This window comes from Fulvivirga ulvae, assembly GCF_021389975.1.
GTDB classification, from domain to species: Bacteria; Bacteroidota; Bacteroidia; order Cytophagales; family Cyclobacteriaceae; genus Fulvivirga; species Fulvivirga ulvae.
The window spans coordinates 98,900-117,239 of sequence record NZ_CP089981.1 but is presented as its reverse complement, the minus strand read 5'-3'; the positions used below and the strand labels follow the sequence as shown (position 1 = coordinate 117,239).

Sequence of the window (18,340 nt, the reverse complement as noted above, 5' to 3'; positions counted from 1 at the left end):
ACTCAAAATTTCCGTAAACAGATTATGTCAATCATGGATACAGTATAGCCAAAGCTAAAATAAATGAAGCTAACCGAATACCAGCCTACCAGCCAGCTCAGGCCATTTATCAAAGCTTACAGGATCATTGAGAGTGACGATGAGATCATCAACAGGGTAGTGCCCGGCACTTCATTTGCGCTGGCTTTTCGTTTTAAAGGCCAGATAGCTTATCTCGACAAGAACAATAAACAAACCTTGCCCTCAGCAACTTTCTCCGGCTTGAGGAAAACCGTCCGGCTCATCAATTATGCCCCAAAAACAGCGGCCTTGATTGTAATGTTTACCGAAACCGGGGCATCGGCATTTTTCAAGCTCCCCATCTTTAAACTCTTCGAAGAGAGTGTTTCTTTAGATAATTTTTTTCGACAATCAGAGATCTCATCAATTAGCGACCAATTGGCTGAAACTGAAAAGTTTGAGGATATGATCACGCTTATTGAAAAGTTCCTGTCCTCAAAGCTGCTCTATTATAAACCAGATAATCTGGTGATAGAAGCTGTGAACAGAATCCATGCTACCGGTGGGTCTATGCGAATAAACAAACTGACAAATGACCTTTGTATCAGTCAGGATGCCTTCGAGAAGAGGTTCAGGAAAGTGGTGGGAAGCAGTGCCAAGCAGTTTTCAGGCATTGTGCGGATGAATGAGATTATTAGTAAAACCCCTTCTTTAGAGTCTTTGTCAACTATTGCCCTGGATCATGGGTTTTACGATCAGCCTCATTTCAATAAAGAGTTCAAACTTTTTACCGGGCTAACCCCTACAGCGTTCTTCGGGGCAGCTTCTTACTGGTAAATCAATGATTTTTTACAATCATTAGCCTTCAATCTTCCCCAAGTTTGCTTTATCAAATTTTAGAACTATGAAGTATTTATTAACACCAGGCATCTGGCTGCTTGCCCTGGTATCGGCTGCATCTGTTGTGGCATGTGTACCGGATCAGGCTGACCAGCTTGATAACGAAGTAACTATGGAAGTAATTAACGAACAAACCGCAAACAAAGAAGCTATTCGAAACCTGTATGAGGTTATCCTTAACGAAAGGAAATTTGAACCTCTTGATGACCTGATTTCAGAAAGCTATGCCAACGATCAGGGAGGCAAAGGGGTGGAAGGATTTAAAACAGGCATCGATCAAGTGATCAAAGCCTTTCCGGATGCAAAATGGGAAATAGAGGAGCTTATCGCAGATGACAACAAAGTGATGATCAGGCAAAGGGTTAACGGCACCCATGAGGGTAACTTTCAACATATTGCACCAACAGGTAAAACCATCAGTAATCAGGGGTATGCGGTATATACTTTTGAAAGCGGTAAGATTATTTATCACCAAATCATGACTGACCGCCTGAGCTTTTTGCAGCAGTTGGAAATATTACCGGCAGATTTTTCCAGTCTTACGAATAGGTCCGGCGACCACGTGATTTTTGTAGACAGGTTTACTGTTCCGCGAAGTGCTTATGGCGAGTTTATGAAGAAGGTGGCCTACAACAGGAGCTACATTAAAACACTTCCCGGCTTTATTGAAGACAATATAATGGTAAATGAAGGCAATGCTGACCATGTTGAGCTCATGACAATTGCCGTTTGGCAGAGCCAGAAACATTTGGAAGCAGCCAAAAGATCTGTTCAGGACGAGTACCGGAGAATTAATTTTAACCCGGCAGAATTTACCAAAGAGCACGGTATTACAATGGACAGGCAGGTATATGCAGCCGTTCATTAAAACAGTTCATAAGTCTGCTCATTTCATTGTTGTAGCTTTTTCTCCCCGGTGGCTGTCCCCAGACAGCCACCTTTAAACACTTCATTACTTCCTGCCAGAGCTTTGTACTGAATGGTTAGGGTTTTATGCTTCTGTCCGTGCCACTGATCGGTTAAGCTTTACCAAACTTTCGGAAGTTTAGTAAAGCCGCTGTTTGGCTCTTCTCTACTACACTTTCAAAATTGCACAGCAACACAACTCCATCTTTTGGGTACCGGTGCTTTAAAAAAACACAAAACAACATATCGATAATTATCGATATGTTGCTACATTAGACCTATGAATATCGTAGAGGTAAGCAAGGTGCTGTCCAATAAGGCCAGGGTTGAGATACTGGATTGGCTGAAAAGCCCGGAGGAAAATTTTCCACCACAGGTCAATGTGCCCAATTTTGATGACGGGGTATGCGTGTGCCATATTCAGGATAAGCTGGGTTTGTCGCAGTCCACTACCTCCCATTATTTAACCATGATGGAAAAGGCAGGCTTGCTAACGGGTAAAAGAATAGGAAAGTGGACTTATTATAAAAGGAACGAAGCGAAAATTGAGGAGTTTATACAATCTCTTGCTGTCAAACTTTAAACCAACATAACATGGATCAGGAGTTAATTGAATTAGGGGCAAAGGCCCTGAAAAAAGCTGCCTTAAATGAGCAGGCCAAAGAATACTTGTTAAATAATGCCACATTGTTCCATGCCCTCAAAAAGGCGGCAGACCGGTACATAGGTGGAGAAACCATGGAGGAGACGATAGCAAAAGTGGTGCTTGAAAATGAAAAGGGGTATAAGTGCTCTATGGAGTTTATGGGTGAAAATACCATCACCGAAAAGGAAGCCAATGCAGCTACGGAGGAGTTTATAGAAATGGCCCGTCAGATTGAAAGCCAAAACCTTTATTCAACCATCTCGCTGGACCTTTCACATATCGGCCTCGCCGTATCCAAGGATCTGGCTCTGGCTAATATCACGCGTATTCTGGAGGCAGCAGCGCCTAACCACACAGAAGTTATTATAAGTGCAGAGGGAGTAAATCGTACTGATGCCGTGTTGGAAACGTATATGGCGGCAGCAAAAAATTGTAAACAGGTGTCTATAACCATGCAGGCTTACCTTCATCGGTCCAAAGATGATTTTCAGGAACTTATTAAGTTGCCCAACAGGATCAGGCTGGTGAAAGGGGCTTTTGATACACCGGCTCACCTTTCCCTGTCCCGTGGCAGAGAACTCGATGAAACCTATCTGAATTACCTGGATGCGCTATTGTCTCAAGGCCACTTTTGCTCTATAGCCACGCACGATCACAACATACAGCAGGAAGCTCTCCGGCTAATAAGTAAACACCAGCCATCAAAAGACATTTATGAGTTTGAGAGTTTGTATGGCATACAAATGGAGCAACTGGCCACCATAAAGGACAAAGGCCACCCGGCTAAGGTTTACTTCGTGTATGGCAAGGAGTGGTACCTCTACTTATGCAACCGCATAGCAGAGTACCCGCTCAACATTTTCAGGGCGATCAATGATATAGTAGGTTGACGATCCGGGGATGAAAGTCAATAAAAAGCCCTGCCATGTCATTCAGGTGTTTTCATGCTCCTACGAGTATGACAAGAAGTACAGAAGCTATGACTCCCGGAAGGGCTATGTGACCTGGAAGAGGGAGGTTAGCTCCGGTACTTCAGCGGATGGCGATGAGGTGGTTATCAGTCACGATTGCTTCGAGAAAGTTGAAGGGGTATTGGGAGACCTGGTCATTTTAATTGACAATAATTTTCACACTTTCGAAGACTATTTAAACCTTTTGAAGCTAAATGCCCTAAGATGTGACGATGAAGGCCAGCTCAAACAATACTATGAGAAGTACCTGGCCCGGCAGCGAAACCTGATTTTTGGTTCGATGAAGCCGTTTGGCCAGCATATCGAAATATTTAAGATCCGTTTTGATAAGGAAATAGAGCTTTTTCTGAATTGGGACTATTGGAATGTGGGGGAGCCCCGAAGGGAGAATTTCAAAATAGCAGAATTGAAAGAAGGTGCTCCTGTCAACATTTTGATCGATGGCAAAAGGGACTTCTCACTTTCAGGAAGGAGAAAGCGGATATACCTGGAAAACAACTACATCATCGAATATAAGGGATTGTTTAATACAGTATCGGTACTGAGTGAAAATAAGGTTTTTAGTAAAAAGGTGCCCGATGACTTAAAGGAAGTGAACCTATTGAAGCATTTGAGATGAATAAGGCCTAACTTGGCTGTACGATAATTTTAAATGCCGATACCATGGATATTAAGCTTTATCACCATATCAAAAGGTTCGTTGATATCGATACAAAGGAATATGAGCAGATCACAGGTTATTTTGATCCTGTTACTTTGGCCAAAAAAGATACCCTTATTTACGGCGGAGAGAAGTGTGATAAAATTTATTTTGTATTGGATGGCTGCCTTCATGCCTATTTTATTGACAATAACGGTGCGGAGAAGACCATCCAGTTTGCTATTAAGGACTGGTGGATCACCGATTTTCTGGCATATCATCATCAAAGCAAAACAGATTTTTTTATACAGGCCGTTGAAGCCTCTGAGGTACTTTGCATCTCATATGCACAGCAACAGAAACTGCTTTCCTGTCACCCTGTAATGGACAGCTACTTCAGGCAGGTTTATGAAATAGGCTATGGAGCGGCTATTAAGCGGTTACAATATATTTTTACTTACTCCAAAGAAGAGATATTCTATAGATTTAGAGATGAATTTCCCGAGTTTGTCAACCGTATGCCCCAGTATCTGGTAGCTACCTATCTTGGCTTAACACCGGAATACCTGAGCAAATTGAGAAGTAAAAAGGTTTCTTAAACTGGTTCAAGTTTTTTCTTTGAGGTGACGAATACCTTTGCCGGCAAGTAAAAAACAAACAAATAAGGTATGAAAAACATGAAGATATTAGCCCCCGTACTCATAGTAATTTTGTCAGCCTGTAATACGCAGAAAGCACAGAATAACCAGGATCAGGTAAGTGAAAAGGTTACAACAGAAAGCACTCATTTGAAAGCCATAAAAGAAGATTTGCCCACCATTGGTTTGCTAATGTATGATGGCGTACTTACTACCGAAGTCACTGCCGCGCTGGACGTATTTGCAAAACCCTCAGAAGGTGGCGAGCAGCTCTTCAACGTGATCACCATTGCAGAGACCGATGCCCCGCTAATTTCCGAAGAGGGCTTGAAAATGATCCCCGATTATACTTTTAAGAATTGCCCCGCTTTGAATGTTCTGATAGTACCCAGCGCCTATGATATGCACGCCCAGGTGAATAACAGCAAAATTGTCAGTTTCATTAAGGAGAAAAACAACGAAACACAATATACCGTAAGCAACTGCGCCGGAGCACATTTGATAGGAGCCTCAGGCATTGCAGATGGTAAGAAAATAGTCACCTGGGTTGGTGGAGGAAAAGAGCTTCAGAAGAATTATCCAAACCTTCTTGTACAGGACGACTCGTTGATAAGCTATGTGGAAGACGGGAAATTTCTTTCTTCCAACGGCAATCTTGCCACCTACATATCATCATTGGAGCTGCTTGAAAAACTGACCAGCGAAAAACACAGGGAATTTGTAGAGTCATATTTATATATCGACAGGCTTAGGGATTGGGAGTAGTAATACTGGAGTGAGCACTAAGATATTATGTTGAAATAGAAATTGGAATTCGAGAGGGTTCCAATTTTTATTTATAAGGTTCTAATAATTCAACATTCTTTTTTTTGCTGTTATTTAATTGTTTTATAATTGTGTCATTTTCTTTGGTAATAGTTTGTTATTTCACTACTTAAGCGCAATGTTCAATTCTTACATCTTGAAACTAGTATTAATTATTATTACTTTTTGCTGCCTACAGAGTTATGGGCAAGAGGTTGGTTTTTATGATTCTGAGTATCAGGGGAAGGATTCTGATTATCATACATTTAAATTCATTAAAGATTATTATTTAGCCAAGAAAATGGGTTTTTCCAGAGTGCAAAGCTCTGCAAATGCTGACCTGTGGCAACAGGACTCAATTCTTACTGATCCCTGGAATGTTGAGGAGCAGAAGTGGAATTCGGCTAACCGAAAATACACCGTTAAAAGGGATTCCAAGGGTAGAGGTATAGAGCAAACCTATTATTCCAGAGAAGATGAAAATGGAGAGTGGCAGGCTTCATCCAGAACCCTTGTTACATTTGACGATGTAAATAAATTACAGGTCAACCTTGGTCAATTATGGGAAAACGACCTCTCAAAGTGGGTTAACATACGTAAACAAGAATATATTCTTAATGAATTAGGGGATATTATATATACCATTTATTATGAGTGGGGTAGTGAAAAAGAGGAATGGGAAGCTGTATTAAAGACAACCTATGAATATGATGGGGATGGGAATGAGATTGAGATACAGGAAGCATCCTGGATTAAGGAGATTAACGATTGGAAACCTGAAGGTAAACGATCAATAATTTATACAGAGAATACGACAGAAGAGTATTGGTATTCATGGTATACAGATGACTGGCATGAATATTTCAAAGTAATTACGCAGTTAGATTTAAATGGGAAAAAAGTATTAACTACAGATTACTATTTGTCTGGTGTTGAATGGATAAATTCTGGCCAGTCGGTCTATAGTTATACTGGAGAATTCCTTACCGCCGAAGCGTACTATACATGGAATAGTTCAAGTAATGAATGGGAGGAGGATGTAAAATATGAATATGTGCACAATGGTTATGGAAATAGAACACTAATTACAAAATATGACTTTGATAAGGGTGTAGGTAATTGGATAAATAATTGGAAGATTGATTACATCTATAATGATCTTCAACAAATACCGGAATTTTTTAAAAGTGAGTGGAGACCTTCATTAAGTGATTGGGAATATGTGACAAGGAGTAGAGTGTTTTTTAGTGAGGTTATTGAAGAAGAAAGGATTATTGAACAACAGGAGCTCAACTATGGAGAGGAGGTCTTTGTTAAATACAGCGATATCTTTTCAACAACAAAAGATGAGAGGCTGACTTATGTTATTACTACCAATTTAAACGCATCTGTAGTAGTGGAGGTTGACGCTGATGAACTAAAATTGACTGCGCTTGAAAATATTGATTCTACGGACTCAGTAACTATAACGGCTTCTGTTGGGAAGTATAGTAGAATTCAGCGCTTCCCGGTAAAAGTCAATATGATTACGGGAGTTAATGATAACAAAATACAAGAGGTTGTGGCTTATCCCAATCCGGCATCGGATATTATTACTCTTAGAACGGGTTCTTTTTCAAAGGAGGTTACCTGGGCACTGCGATCTTACACAGGAGAGGTGATTGAAAAAGGCAGGTTTGATGGCAATGTGGATGCAAAACAGATTGAAGTATCAGGCCTTAATTCCGGGATCTACCTTCTTAATATTTCTGATGGGACGCATAGTGTGGACCGTAAGTTGATTATCCGTTAATCCATAATGTTGACGCTTACCAGGTCCATAGAGTCTTTGTAAGCTTCTTTAAAGAAGCATCCATTACTGCTGGTATACATCCCTATTTGCAATGTTTAAGCTATATTTAAGCCATGAACAAAAAAGGAATTAAAGACATATTGCAATTAGGCCATCCTCTATTGTATCAAAAAAGTGAGCCTGTTTTACAATCAGAATTAAATTCAGTCAAAGGTTGGGCAGAGGATTTGGCCAGCGCTATGGCAGAAATCCGGGACAAATACAATTTTGGGCGGGGCATTGCAGCTCCTCAATTGGGCATAATGAAGCGGCTGATATACATTGATTTAGGCCAGCCTAAGGTTATTATCAATCCGGAGCTATCATATCTTAGCGAAGAGATGTTTGAGCTATGGGACGATTGCATGAGTTTTCCAAACCTTTTGGTTAAAGTAAAACGCCACAAGCACCTAACCTTAAGGTACCTCGATGAAAACTGGGACATGCAGGAGTGGAAAGCCTCAGATAATGAAGCTGAACTCATCCAACATGAGTATGACCATCTCAATGGTGTTTTATGCACAATGAGGGTTATTGATGATAAATCTTTTAAGTGGAGACCTTAAGAGTGCAGGGAAAGCTACCTCAATGATGAGGCAGCTTTTATTCCTTTAAAACGATCCTAAAGCGCCAAAAGCACCAAATACTATAGCACCGAAAATAGCCAGTACATAAATACCAATCAAAACAACCATGAGTATGCCTATAAACTGGTAGTGAGATTTAAGGTTTTTAAAAGCCACTGTGAGTTGGTGGTTATTTCCACTTCTTACGGCATTCCTGATGTTCGATGAAAAGTTGAATAAGTAATACAACGGGAAAAAGTACAGCACCGCCATAACTACATATATTAAACCGAATGCAAAGCCTGGAATAGGCATGCCGGTATCCTGCCCCATAGAAGATAGCACGGTACCTGACAGTAAACCTGCTAAGACCATAAATCCGGTACCGATGAAGCCGAGTATGGCAATAAACTTACCCCATTTACCTGCCACATCTAAATAACCAGCCATTTCTGACGATATTGCCAGATCACTTTTGCCACTACCTGCCATATGATCCAATGGGCTTGAAAGATTTTCGTTTTCCATATTTTTAAATTTTAAAAGTAAATGCGCTACAATATATTCTTATTTTTCAACTCAGTCAGGAATAAAGATGTATTTATTGAATTTTGAATGGTATCATCAGCGGTTAAATAACCAGGAGTTTATGGAAGGGGCTAGATTTACCTTATCCGTATCAGGCACTTATTGTCACCCCAAAATCCCAACCATCAAGCCGTTTTATTTGTCACTTATCATATTTTAGGAGGATATGAGGTATAATAGTGATTAATTGATTCTGTACTTAAATCAGAAACACGCCCCACAATGAAAGCAACAATAGTCACCCGGTATGGCCCTCCTGAAGTGCTGGAGGTGAGAGAGGTGGAAAAACCAATCCCCAAAGACAATGAAGTACTCATAAAAGTATACGCCTCTACCGTGATCATGGGTGATTGCGAGATCAGGGGTATGTCATTGCCGTTGTGGACACGCATCCCTTTACGCCTCTTTATGGGCATTAGCAAGCCCAGAAAACTGGTGGCAGGAGCAGAATTTTCTGGTGTGGTAGAGGCCGTGGGTAGTAAGGTGACTTCCTTTAAAGTTGGCGATGCTATTTTCGGTACGGGAGGCATGCACATGGGAGCCAATGCGGAATACATGAGCCGTGACCCTAAGAACATGGCCGTTAAACCGGTAGAAATCAGTCACGAAGATGCCGCAACATTACCCGTGGCCGGAATCAATGCCCTCCAGTTCCTGCGAAAAGCAAATATTCGTCCCGGACAAAAGGTGCTGGTAATAGGTGGGGGAGGGAGTATAGGGACATATGGGGTGCAACTTGCCAAAAACTATGGTGCGGAGGTAACGGCCGTTGATAATGGAGCAAAGCTGGATATGTTGCTGTCACTCGGCGCCGATCACGTGATTGATTACACCCGAGAGAATTATTTTGAGAGTGGTGAGCAATACGATGTGGTATTTGACCTGATCTATGGCAGTCCATATTCAAAGTGCCTTGGTCTTGTGAAAAACGATGGATGTTACTTGCTTGCCAACCCTAGCCCTGGGAAAATGATCAGGGCAAAATGGGCAAGCAAGAAAGTTATTTATGATTTTGCTGAGGAAACTCCGCAAGATTTGCTTTATCTGGCTCAGCTGGTTAAAGAAGGGAAGATAAAACCCGTGATAGACAAAAAATACCCGCTTGAGCAGGTAGTTGAAGCGCATAGATATGTGGAAAGTGGCCAAAAACAAGGAAACTTAATCATCACCATAGCTAACTGAAAATGAAAGCCATCGTCTATCATCAATATGGCTCACCTGATATACTAAGGCTTGAAGAGGTAAAGAGGCCTTCTCCAAAGGATGAAGAAGTGTTGATAAAAGTGAAAGCTACCTCCATTAATTCGTGGGACTGGGACCTTGTTTTGGGCAAACCATATGCTTACAGGCTGCTTTTTGGTCTTTTTAAGCCAAGGTACAACATCATCGGCAGCGATGTGGCAGGCATAGTCGAAGCAGTAGGAAAGAACGTGACATATTTTAAACCGGGAGATGAAGTGTTTGGTGACATTTCCGGGACAGGCTTTGGTGCTTTTGCCGAGTACGTATGTACCCATGAAAGCAAGCTGGCGTTTAAACCTGCAACATTGCCTTTTGAAGAGGCGGCAGCCATCCCCCAGGCGGGTGTACTGGCGCTTCAGGGACTCCGCAGCAATGGCGGAGTAGAAGCGGGTCAGCAGCTTTTAATTAATGGGGCAGGAGGCGGTGTGGGTACCTTTGCCATACAAATGGCCAAACTAAAAGGAGCCAAAATAACGGTAGTAGACAAGGGCGAGAAACTGGACTTTTTGCGCTCGCTTGGGGCAGATCATGTTATTGATTTCCTTAAGGAGGACTATACCAAAAACGGTAAGCAATATGATATGGTGCTGGATGTAATTGCTAAACGTTCACTTTCAGATTATAAGCGATCCCTGAAGCGGGGCGGTACATTTGTAGTTGTTGGAGGTTCGGTCTCCATGCTTTTAAAGATCGGGTTAATAGCTCCCTGGGCGGTAAAGTCGCGCAAGATGGGGCTGCTTATGCATACGCCTAACAGGTCAGATCTTGAGATTTTGGCTGAGATGTTTGAAAAAGGAGAGCTCAAGCCCATTATTGATAAGGTGTATCCCTTAGATGAAGCTTCCGAAGCCATGAAGTACTTTGGAGAGGGGAAGTTTATTGGGAAGGTAGTACTCACTGTCTGAGCACTTCAGGAGTATAATCTCATCAGGATACTTTAAAAGCAGCCCTGATGAGATTATATATAAGTTATTCTTTAAGTTGAATAGCTTTAAGTGGGCTTTCCACCAAAGGAGGATCCATTTTAAATTGTGACTGATGGCTTGGGTCAACCTCTACATCGCTTATCAAAACAGCCTTGGGTGAGATATATGTTGCGCTCCCCGGGCTTCCCATAAAATTGTGTATTTCTCCTTCACCAACGGCACCCTCTATTTTTCGAAGTGTTTTTTTGTCGATATCCCTGATAAAAGCGCCCCTGTACAACTCTTCACGTCCATCTTTGTGGATTTTATAAACTTTGAGTTGCTCATTGTTAATTTTTGAAATCATTAATCCATATTTCAGGCCCTCCTTTTCTGCAATTTTCAGCATTTTCTTCTTCAGGGATTTAAGGTTCTTCTCCTTTTGGCTGATATTGATATGTACTACGCCGGGGCCTGAACCTGTACCATTAGGGGTTAGGTCCTTCTTATAATAGTTTCGACCTACCATTAAATTATTGACAATGCCATCCTCGACCAATACTATTTTTTCATGAGGCACAACCCCTTCATCATCGATAAGGTAAGAGCCGGGTAAGGGCTGATCATTATACATGGTCATCGAAGGTGTTAACGTGATGGACAGAGACTCCGAGAATATCTTTTTATTCAGCTTCGACTCCAATGAAAATTGTGGTACAAAATTGTATCCATCATCCTCACTTCCAGGAGGTTCCGGACGAAACTGATTGATTATGTGACCAAATAAATGGGGTACGGCGTCATCAATAAAAATGACAGGCCCCTCGTAGCTATCTTCGAATTGTTTCGCTGACTTTTGTGCACTCAAGTCCTTGTAAATGTCAGCTACTTCCTTACGAAAATCAGTCTCTTTAAATATTTTTGACGCATCTTCATTAATGTACCGATACTGATCAAAAACATAGCTACCGTCTTCATTTTGAAACGCAGCGGAAATAATTAGTGATGCGATATTTGTTTCCATATAAACATCAGAGCCTTCCGTATTCATAAAATAGGTAGCCCCTTTCGCTCCGTTGAATACAACATTGGAAACGCTCATATCTGGATAATCTAAAAATAGAGATGATATCTTTCTCATTTCATTTTCCAGTAGCTCTTTATCGATAGGTTCCACAGTAGAAGTAGAATGAATACGGACAGGTTCATGCTTGTAAAACTTCAGGAGCGGAGTCTTTTCGGATTTACCCTCTTCCTTTGTCCTGTTTTTTTTATGCTCTTCAAATACTTCACCTGCAGTTTTATAGACTTTATCGGTAACAGACCAAAGAGATCTTCTAATACCGTAATAGTCATTTTCAACCGGTATGTTCATATCTGCTAAAGTATAGTAAGGCTCTACGGTTGATTGTTGCAGGCTTTCATCATTAAAATCATAATCTCCTACCAGAACACGTGTGTTGAGAGATCTGTAATGCTCTTTGTTTGAATTAAGTATTCCTCCTAAAGAGGCTTGTATGGTTATTCTTTGAGTATCTTCAATAGTATAGCCAATATAAAATGGTTTTTCATATTCTGCGTGGGATAACTCATTGATGCTTCTTGTAAGCTCATCTTTCATAGCCTGCTTAATGGTATCTATCTGCTGGGCGGAAAGGTTGCAGAAACATATAGCAGAGATCAGAAGTGACAGACAGTACTTTTTCATTTTTCGTCAGATAATTGTTGAAGTTGAGGATTTTGAAGAATGGGCTTTTCTGATTTAATATTGTTGACGGGCTTCTTTTGAGTTTCGATTCTTCTCACCAGTATGCTTGGAGCCACGGCACTTACCGGTATACTGCCCGATTCGGCACCACATATGCCATTAAAAACGCCATTGGATTTGCCCGTGGCCATTACCTCGGCAAACATAGCCAGAGGTGTACCGATCAGGTCTACACCTTTAACCAGTTCGTCCGGCCTTCCATCGGCATAAATACGATATACCAGAGTAGGCATGATATTAAAAGCATTTGGGGTATGCCTGGAAGTTTGAGTAAACCCACCCGTAACATCCTCAAAGTAATAGCCATAAGCCTTGCCTTGTGCTTTACATTCCTTGATAAGCTGAGCACGTAATTCATCGTCTGTCAGTCCCGTTTGTGTTTCTACAATCAGGTTAGATTGTCGGGCTACAGGAGATGTGCCTATTTGAGACCGTCCGTGTCCATTGGAAATGTCAAAGTTTTCAATAGGCGTTCTGGACATCAGGAAGTTTTTCAGCACCCCATTTTCTACAACAGATACTTTACGGCCTTCCAAGCCCTGGTCGTCATACTTATAAAAGCCATTCAGGTCGGTTCCTTCATAGCCGGATAGCGTAGGGTCAGCATATATGTTGATGAGCTCAGGAAGAATCCGGTCGCCAATTTTTTCTTTAAAAGTTTGTCCGTCCTCTTCATTCTTCAAACGGTGTCCTTCAATTCTATGCCCGAAAATTTCATGAAAGAATACAGCGGAAGCTCTGGGGTGTAAAATCGCCGGACCTGTATATGGTTCTGCATATGGAGCGGTTTTCAACGCTTTGAGTGTAGTTATGAGGTCTTGCGTTTCTTTGACCATTTCATCCAGGGCAGGTATTTTCTCTTCAGACATAGCTGAAAAGGACTTGTAGAGATCGACCACCTCCTGGTCGTCATTCACCATTTGAGTAACCACATGTATCTGGATCAGTTTGGAGTTCTGAACAACCGAAGTCCCCTCACTGCTGATAAAGTATTTTCTTACTTTTGAATAATCAATATATACATTACCTGAGATAATATCCGGTTCACCAATGAAAGTCGAGGAAAGCCTTTTCGCAATATGTTCCCATTTTGTTTCCTCCACTTTTTCGGTGTCCTCAGGTTCATAAAAAGTAACAGGTTGTTCTCTTGAAAAATCGTTTATACTATCTTTTCTTTCCTGGCTTTGTACATGTTTATACCGGTTTTTTGCCATGTTGTAGGCTATACCCGTGAGACGCCAAAGCACTTGTTTAATGGCATTTGGCTCGTTATTCAGAGGGATGGGTTGGGCATGTGTCCCTCCATACCCAAAATAGCTGTTCGATTCATGAGTATTGTCAAGGGTATAATCACCAACTCTTAAAGTAGGCTGGCAATTTCGCGATCGGTAGACAGTTGAGCTCATTAAGCTGCCAAAACTTGCACTTATGGAAAGTGTACTTTCATCATCAGCACGGTAATCCATGTAATAAACAGGGTATTCGGCTTTGGAGAGGACTTCAAATTCCCTTTCCAACTCCTCTGATAAGGTAGTTAAAAGAGTGTCGCTCTGCGCTTGAGCGAGATTTAGCAGCAGCACTGCCATAAGGGTTAGCAGACCTTTCAAATTTAGTTTTTGCATACAAATTTCATAATCACCAAAAATGCGAAATTAACCAATAATAATATTATAATAAAATTAATTTGTATTTAATCGATTTTTAAACGCTATAGAAAAAATCTTAGTATGTGACTTTCAGGATGCATCGGAATTATGACTTTAAATCTTAACTCTATGGTCGATATCAAGAACATCACCCTGGCATTTAACTGTCCGGAAAGCAGGGAATCCTTAAATTCATGTGGCAGAGACTATTTTTGCGAGAAATGCCGACATAAGGTACTTGACTTTACCACTTCTTCAGAAGAGGAACTGTTAAAATCCCTCAAAGCATCGAACACTCCCGTATGTGGTATATTCAGGCGCTCACAGTTAAGCAAACCGCTTCTGAAATACTTAGCGGTAAGCGTTACGGCCATAGCAGCTTCTGTTGTACAGGTTAGTGCTCAGGAAATATCAGAAATTGAAGAAATACCGGTAGAAGAAACTGGTTATGAGCCTGTGGTTTTTGGAATGGTGGTGGAAACCATGCCCCTTCCTGAGGGAGGGCATGAGAAATTTTATGAAGCAATTGCCAGCGAAATCCGTTATCCCAAGCGATTACATATGGAGGATAAAGTTTATGTTCAGTTTATGATAGATACCCTTGGTAATATGACTAATGGGGAGTTGGTTAAAGGGCTTCATGAAGTTGCAGATGCCGAGGCACTCAGAGTGTTGAAAGCCATCAATTATAAATTTATTCCTGCGACACAAAGTGGGGTTAAGGTTCAGTCAAGGATGATCGTACCGATCTCGTTTGGAAGAATAAAAGAATAAAGTATGTAATCCAAGCCAAACATCCTGTTTCTCGCTCTTGTAAATATGAAAGTAGTTTTATAATTTTACAAAACTACTTTCATAAACAGTATGGCAGACATCATTGAAAAGTTAGGGTTCCTTTCGGGAGGTTCGCGATTCAGAAGGGTTTATGAGAAGCTGCAGATTAGTGGCGATACCATTTATAAAAATTCCGACCTGGGCTTTAAATCCAGTTGGTTTCCGGTTTATTACGTGCTTTCCAGGGCTGGGGAGCCTCAAACCATTATGGAGATTACCGACCAGATTGCTTTTTCGCATATAACGGTGAAAAACATTGTGAAGGAGCTTGAAAAGGAAGGTCTGGCTCAAATAAAAACCAATCCTGACGACAAGCGCTCCAAGCTGGTTTCACTGACCAAAGCAGGCCGGAAGCTTCTTGATAAGCTTAATCCGGTTTGGGAGCAGATATCCACGGCGCTCCGGGATGTGCTTACCACAGGTCATCCGGAGATAATTGCCATTCTGGAAAGGATAGATGCAGAATTAGAGAAAAAGCCCCTTCACGAACGTGTGATCATTAAAAAACAGAGCAGATATGGAAAGTGAAATTGTAAGTGTCGGGCCTACCGTGAGAGGGGCATACCCAAATGAATATGCCGAAATTGGTCAGTTAATGGTGGAGGTTTATTCCGGCCTTGAAGGTTTCCCAAAACCCTCGGAGCGTCCACGGTATTACAACCTGCTGGCCAATGTGGGCGATCTGACAGCCAAGCCTGAGACCGAACTTATCGTGGCTGTTTCTTCAAAAGGGATTATACTAGGTGCAGTAGTTTACTTTGGAGATATGCAATATTATGGTTCCGGGGGTACAGCTACCAAAGAGAAAGATGCGGCAGGCTTTAGGTTGTTGGCCGTTAGTCCTTTAGCCAGAAGGCAGGGGATAGGCAAACTACTGGTGCAGGCATGTATTGATAAGGCCAGGGAGACAAACCGGCAACAAGTGGTTATCCATACGACAAAGGCTATGCAAACTGCCTGGCAGATGTACGAAAAATCAGGCTTCAAAAGATCTGAAGATTTGGATTTTAACCAGGAAGGCCTGGAGGTTTTTGGTTTTCGGCTGGCATTGTAGGGGAGGCTGAATATTTGGCCTGTTATTCCGGACTTTCATAGAGTAACTGAGAAAACATCTGGAGTCCCGAACTTAAGAGCACTTGCTGAACCAGACCTGTATAATGTAGTGCACGCTAAAATTGCCGAGGAGTCCTCTTCGAGAGACATCCGCCAGAAAATAATAACAGATATATACCACAAAAGCACCGCAGAGTCGTCCCTACTAGGTCATTCCAAACGCAGCGTAGCGAAGATTTGGGGTCCCCTGATTAAATGTGCTGCAAGAGGTTTAGCCACTACCCCAGGTCAAGGAGATTCCTGATATTTTCATTGCACTCCCATAAATCACACGCATATACGAAAATTCAGGAATGACGAGTTTGGGGACGGTTTGTTCTATTCGTTTTCGAGTGTCATAAATAAAGAAACTGAAGTAACAGCAAAGAAAAAACTCCACCTCGGTGTCGGCGAGGGCATTCCGGCCATTCAAATCCACTGTTCAGTGCAGGGGGAGGTCATATGCTGCGAAGTGACAATATTCTTTTGTCGCAATCAGCCTGTTAAATGTCCGCAAAGGGACTTCGTGTGGAAAAGAAAAATTGGTCTATTTTGTTTAAAAATCAAATGGTGGAAATGAACCTGACAGTACATTCTGTATTGTGGGCGCCACTAAGGCTGAAAATAGAGATTATGACTAAAATTACAATAGCACCAGATTGTGGAAATTCTCCTAAAAAAACTTTCATTCGCGATTTCAACATTGCGTTTGCCAAGGGAAATGCTGCTTTCATTCTGGATCACGTGGATGAAAATATCAAATGGTGCGTCTACGGAGACTTTGAAGTAAACGGCGAGGCAGCCTTTAAGAAAGAAATAGACAAGATGTTGGAATATCCGCGACCTGAGGAGTTGATAATTGACTCAATCGTTACTCACGGGAAAGAAGGGACCGCCAATGGTTTTATGGTAATGGAAGATGTCACATATGCATTTTGCGATATATATAAATTTCGAAGTGCAGGCTCAAGGATATTGATTGAATTGAAATCTTTCGTAGTTAAGGTGTAAGCCTGTTATAATGATCAATTATCTTACTTCTTACCGGATAATGATTTATTCGCTTTTTTAATCATTTCCAGTGTGGCAGAATCCGAAGCAAATACAGAATTTAAACCCTGAGGTTCCTGAGGCGGGTCTGCCAGGAAATCATCTCCATGCTTCCATTTTCCGTTATGGTCCTCGTGAGCTTTGCCATATCCTGCAAAACCCCAGAAGTTTAACCCGCTAAGCTCGCCCTGTTCATTTTCGCTTTCCTGCACGCGTTTTATAATGGCACTATAGAAGGTATTTCTGTTTTCTATAGAAGCTTCGGGAGAAAGGCTTTCTTTCGCTCTTGGAAACCCAAACTCTGACATTACTATGGGCTTGTTTAGCTTTTGAGCAATGGCAATATGTTCGTTCAGATAAGCATTTGCTCTATCTATTGAGATCTTTGTTGTTTCTTCTTCATTATTGATGTCGTACCAGCCCCAGTTTTTCGGCCACATATGCATGGTCAGGTAATCTATATCCGGGTTGGTGTGCAACCGCTCATACATATCGATATCATCAAGATAACTCGCCTTGCCCTCAGCACCGGTAGAGATAAGGTGTACAGAATCGTGTGACTCTATTAGCGCAACGGTGGCTTTAAGCCATTTGGCAAAGGCCTCTTCATGATCAGGGCTGAATACCCTGGGTTCATTGGCCACCTGCCATGACATAATGGTGTTGTCCTGGGTATAAGGGATGTTAGTATAGGAGTTGGTACGTCCCATGATAAAGGTTACATGCTTGTAAAAGGCCTCCATACATGGCTCACAGGTATGGAATTGTTTGGTGTAATTCATGTATTGCGGCCAGGTATACTCCTCCAGAAAAGGGTTAGGCACTTCACCATACCCATTCCATTCCAGGTATTGAGACATCCCGCCGGACCAGATCCAGTTATTATTCATATACAGGATGGCATACATATTTCGCTTGCGCATTTGCATCAGCAAAAAGTCCAGGCCATCCAGCAAATCTGCATTATATACCCCTTGTTTATATTGCAAAGCCGGATGGACCCTGGAGTCTTTTCCATCTCCTTCTGCCCCAACCAAAATACGCAGGTTGTCGATACCTGATTCCTTCATCAGGTCAAGCTCTTTAATCAGCCGGTCGCGATCACCAATATTATCGGCGGCGATCAATGGGCCGTACCAGTAATTGGCCCCTACGAAATAATAGGGAATACTTCCCTTGTAAAAAATACCGTCTTTTACAGTAATGAGATCAATTTGTGTTTTTCTGGCCACACGTGAGTCATGGGCAACTTTACAGGCAAACAGCAGTTGAGTGCCAATGAGTATGAGGATAAGCTTAAGAGTCTTCATTAT

Annotated in this window: 19 protein-coding genes; 15 read left to right on the top strand and 4 right to left on the bottom strand. The window is 41.7% G+C overall.

Features of this window, described 5'->3' with window-relative positions:
- Nucleotides 1–63: 63 nt before the first annotated feature.
- The 9 genes from LVD17_RS00505 to LVD17_RS00465 all read left to right on the top strand — a co-directional run bounded on the left by LVD17_RS00505 (nt 64) and on the right by LVD17_RS00465 (nt 7,902).
- Nucleotides 64–837, top strand: coding sequence for a helix-turn-helix domain-containing protein (locus LVD17_RS00505; protein WP_233763934.1), 774 nt, complete (start codon nt 64–66; stop codon nt 835–837).
- Nucleotides 838–904: 67 nt separating this feature from the next.
- Nucleotides 905–1,768: an ester cyclase gene (locus LVD17_RS00500; RefSeq protein ID WP_233763932.1), complete on the top strand. Its 864-nt coding sequence runs from the start codon at nt 905–907 to the stop codon at nt 1,766–1,768.
- A 318-nt stretch (nt 1,769–2,086) separates the two neighbouring features.
- Nucleotides 2,087–2,389: an ArsR/SmtB family transcription factor gene (locus LVD17_RS00495; RefSeq protein WP_233763929.1), complete on the top strand. Its 303-nt coding sequence runs from the start codon at nt 2,087–2,089 to the stop codon at nt 2,387–2,389.
- Nucleotides 2,390–2,400: 11 nt separating this feature from the next.
- Entirely contained in the window at nt 2,401–3,342 is a 942-nt protein-coding gene (locus tag LVD17_RS00490; protein WP_233763927.1) for a proline dehydrogenase family protein, read from the top strand.
- 10 nt (nt 3,343–3,352) lie between these two features.
- Complete coding sequence (locus tag LVD17_RS00485) at nt 3,353–4,042, top strand: hypothetical protein (protein WP_233763925.1); 690 nt, start codon at nt 3,353–3,355, stop codon at nt 4,040–4,042.
- Nucleotides 4,043–4,086: 44 nt separating this feature from the next.
- The gene (locus LVD17_RS00480) at nt 4,087–4,662 is read left to right on the top strand and encodes a Crp/Fnr family transcriptional regulator (RefSeq protein ID WP_233763923.1); all 576 of its coding nucleotides are present in this window, start codon (nt 4,087–4,089) and stop codon (nt 4,660–4,662) included.
- A 69-nt stretch (nt 4,663–4,731) separates the two neighbouring features.
- On the top strand, nt 4,732–5,466 hold the full coding sequence (locus tag LVD17_RS00475; protein WP_233763922.1) for a DJ-1/PfpI family protein: 735 nt from the start codon (nt 4,732–4,734) through the stop codon (nt 5,464–5,466).
- Nucleotides 5,467–5,662: 196 nt separating this feature from the next.
- Nucleotides 5,663–7,297: a T9SS type A sorting domain-containing protein gene (locus LVD17_RS00470; protein WP_233763921.1), complete on the top strand. Its 1,635-nt coding sequence runs from the start codon at nt 5,663–5,665 to the stop codon at nt 7,295–7,297.
- Between the two features lie 113 nt (nt 7,298–7,410).
- Complete coding sequence (locus LVD17_RS00465; RefSeq protein ID WP_233763920.1) at nt 7,411–7,902, top strand: peptide deformylase; 492 nt, start codon at nt 7,411–7,413, stop codon at nt 7,900–7,902.
- 45 nt (nt 7,903–7,947) lie between these two features.
- Here the strand turns inward: LVD17_RS00465 and LVD17_RS00460 are convergent, their stop codons facing one another.
- Entirely contained in the window at nt 7,948–8,430 is a 483-nt protein-coding gene (locus tag LVD17_RS00460) for a DUF5362 family protein (protein ID WP_233763919.1), read from the bottom strand.
- 282 nt (nt 8,431–8,712) lie between these two features.
- On the opposite strand from LVD17_RS00460, the gene LVD17_RS00455 reads away from it, so the two are divergent.
- Nucleotides 8,713–9,672 carry an NAD(P)-dependent alcohol dehydrogenase gene (locus LVD17_RS00455; RefSeq protein WP_233763917.1) on the top strand — a complete coding sequence of 320 codons (960 nt, stop codon included), beginning with the start codon at nt 8,713–8,715 and terminating at the stop codon, nt 9,670–9,672.
- Nucleotides 9,673–9,674: 2 nt separating this feature from the next.
- Complete coding sequence (locus tag LVD17_RS00450) at nt 9,675–10,637, top strand: NAD(P)-dependent alcohol dehydrogenase (protein WP_233763915.1); 963 nt, start codon at nt 9,675–9,677, stop codon at nt 10,635–10,637.
- A gap of 64 nt (nt 10,638–10,701) precedes the next feature.
- Here the strand turns inward: LVD17_RS00450 and LVD17_RS00445 are convergent, their stop codons facing one another.
- Together LVD17_RS00445 and LVD17_RS00440 are read right to left on the bottom strand one after the other, a co-directional pair.
- Complete coding sequence (locus tag LVD17_RS00445; RefSeq protein ID WP_233763914.1) at nt 10,702–12,345, bottom strand: metallopeptidase TldD-related protein; 1,644 nt, start codon at nt 12,343–12,345, stop codon at nt 10,702–10,704.
- Nucleotides 12,342–14,027, bottom strand: coding sequence for a TldD/PmbA family protein (locus LVD17_RS00440; protein WP_233763913.1), 1,686 nt, complete (start codon nt 14,025–14,027; stop codon nt 12,342–12,344). Before LVD17_RS00440 ends, LVD17_RS00445 begins: the two co-directional genes overlap by 4 nt.
- Nucleotides 14,028–14,180: 153 nt before the next feature.
- On the opposite strand from LVD17_RS00440, the gene LVD17_RS00435 reads away from it, so the two are divergent.
- The 4 genes from LVD17_RS00435 to LVD17_RS00420 all read left to right on the top strand — a co-directional run bounded on the left by LVD17_RS00435 (nt 14,181) and on the right by LVD17_RS00420 (nt 16,988).
- On the top strand, nt 14,181–14,825 hold the full coding sequence (locus LVD17_RS00435) for an energy transducer TonB (protein ID WP_233763911.1): 645 nt from the start codon (nt 14,181–14,183) through the stop codon (nt 14,823–14,825).
- Between the two features lie 90 nt (nt 14,826–14,915).
- Complete coding sequence (locus tag LVD17_RS00430) at nt 14,916–15,413, top strand: MarR family winged helix-turn-helix transcriptional regulator (RefSeq protein ID WP_233763909.1); 498 nt, start codon at nt 14,916–14,918, stop codon at nt 15,411–15,413.
- Entirely contained in the window at nt 15,403–15,939 is a 537-nt protein-coding gene (locus LVD17_RS00425; RefSeq protein ID WP_233763907.1) for a GNAT family N-acetyltransferase, read from the top strand. The genes LVD17_RS00430 and LVD17_RS00425 overlap by 11 nt, the downstream gene beginning before the upstream one ends.
- A gap of 545 nt (nt 15,940–16,484) precedes the next feature.
- Nucleotides 16,485–16,988, top strand: a complete 504-nt coding sequence (locus tag LVD17_RS00420) for a nuclear transport factor 2 family protein (protein WP_233763905.1) — start codon at nt 16,485–16,487, stop codon at nt 16,986–16,988.
- Nucleotides 16,989–17,011: 23 nt separating this feature from the next.
- On the opposite strand, the gene LVD17_RS00415 is transcribed toward LVD17_RS00420, so the two are convergent.
- On the bottom strand, nt 17,012–18,337 hold the full coding sequence (locus LVD17_RS00415; protein WP_233763903.1) for a glycoside hydrolase 5 family protein: 1,326 nt from the start codon (nt 18,335–18,337) through the stop codon (nt 17,012–17,014).
- Nucleotides 18,338–18,340 lie beyond the last annotated feature (3 nt).